This is a genomic window from Hymenobacter agri (assembly GCF_054778495.1).
This window is the reverse complement of record NZ_BAAGZM010000757.1, coordinates 1-1759: the sequence shown is the minus strand read 5'-3', so window position 1 is coordinate 1759 and position 1759 is coordinate 1. Positions and strand designations below refer to the sequence as shown.

The window sequence follows — 1759 nt, the reverse complement described above, 5'->3', positions numbered from 1 at the left end:
GAGTGCAGGTGCGCCGGCTGCGGGCAGTATTCGCGTGCTCGACGGCCGCGGTCAGGTGCGCCTGACGCTGCCGGCCACGGGCTATGACCTGGTGGTCGAGGGCCCGTTCCGGATGGAGCTGCGCCTGCAGCCGCAGTAAAGCAGGGGAGGCAGCGTCCTTTTCACGCCCTGCCCCGGCTGGCACCTTTGCTGGCATGCCAGCAACTGACCCTTTATTATCGCCCGTCACGCTCTTTCCTACCGTGGAAGACTGGCTGGCCGACATGAATGCCCGCTTCGCCGCCAACCGCTACGGCCAGATTGATGACGCCGACTTGCGGGCCGTGTTCTCGGGCCTGGCCCAGGTGTTTGCCGACTGGCGCCATCTGAGCGTGAAGCGGGTGAAGGGCGCCCCGTACCCGGTGCCCTATACCGACAGCCTGGGCCTGGTCGCGCCCGAGTACCGCATCCTGGGCATGCAGGCCGTGGCCCTGAACGGGACCGACTCCGCCACCGGCGCTACGGGCGTGGTGGCCCCACCGGTGTATTACACGCTGCTGGCCTACAACGCCGGCGACGTGGATGCGCTACTGGACGTGGAGCCGGGCACCACGCTCACCCGAAAAGCGCATTGGGTGCTGGCCAGCGGTACGGATGAGCAGAAGATTGCCTCGTTCCCGGTGTTGCCACTGGAGGACGTGAACGTGTACAAAGGGGAGGTGTACCAGTACACCTTCCCCGGCGGCGAAACGCGCCTGCTGGAGATTATCGACGACATCACCAGCTTCAGCCACCCGGTACCGACCGGGCTCGACACCGACCCGAATTACCGCTCCTTTGCGCCGCTCACGGCCTCGTCGGGCTACGATGATAAGGAACTGCGCGCTGAGCTGGCCGACCACGAAGACCGCCTTCACACGCTGGAAGGCGACATGGTAGACCTCGAAAACGAGGTGGCGGCCCTCACCACGGACGACATTCCGGAGGGCCCGACCGGATTGGCGAAATACTTCACGCCGCTGCGCGCCATTGTTTCGCCTCTCATCGGCTACGCGAAGGCAACTGCCGCCCGCGCCATCACGGCGGCGGACTCCATCCGCACGGCCATTGGCCTGCTGGAAAAGAAGGCTGATGACAATGCTGCGGCTATCGGCAACACAACGGGCAGCGACCTGAGCAAAGGCGCGTGGAATCCGGTCACCAACACGCCGCCACTCTCGCCGCTGGCAGGCACCAAAGGGCAGTATTACAAGCTCTCGGCTGATAGCCCCGCACCGGTCACGACCACCATTCGCAGCAGCTTTTACGATACGTTGCTCGATGTGCAGAGCACGGCGGGCATTGTGGTCGGCATGCTGGCCAGCGGCGCCGGCGTACCGGCTGGTACGCGGGTGGTGCAGGTGAATGGGGCCAGCTCCGTCGAACTCTCGCAGCTCACGAACCTGCCGAGCGGCACGGCAATCACCTTCACCTTTGATTTTGCCGGGCAGTCGAGCATCGCCGCCGGCAAGTTCGTGTGGTTCAGCGGCACGGCCTGGGAGGTGCGCGATTTCGTGGGCGGCAGCGCATCCGGCCCCTGGCCGCCGTTCACCGACCCGGTGACCGACGATGTGAACAAGCTGTTCAAAGCCACGCTGCCGACCAATTTCCGCACTACCCCGGCCGAATACACCACCGATGGTGGCACCACCACCACCGTTGCCACCGAGGCCATGCGCAGCGGCAACGTGCTCAGCGCGCCGGTGGCCGGTAGCAAGGCGCCGGGCACGGTCGGCTGGCG

1 protein-coding gene is annotated in these 1759 nt (G+C 65.7%); it reads left to right on the top strand.

Annotated elements, in window-relative coordinates:
• Window positions 1-194: 194 nt before the first annotated feature.
• A partial coding sequence (locus tag ACYVDE_RS21810) for a hypothetical protein (protein WP_460503646.1) occupies window positions 195-1759 on the top strand: 1565 nt, incomplete at its 3' end.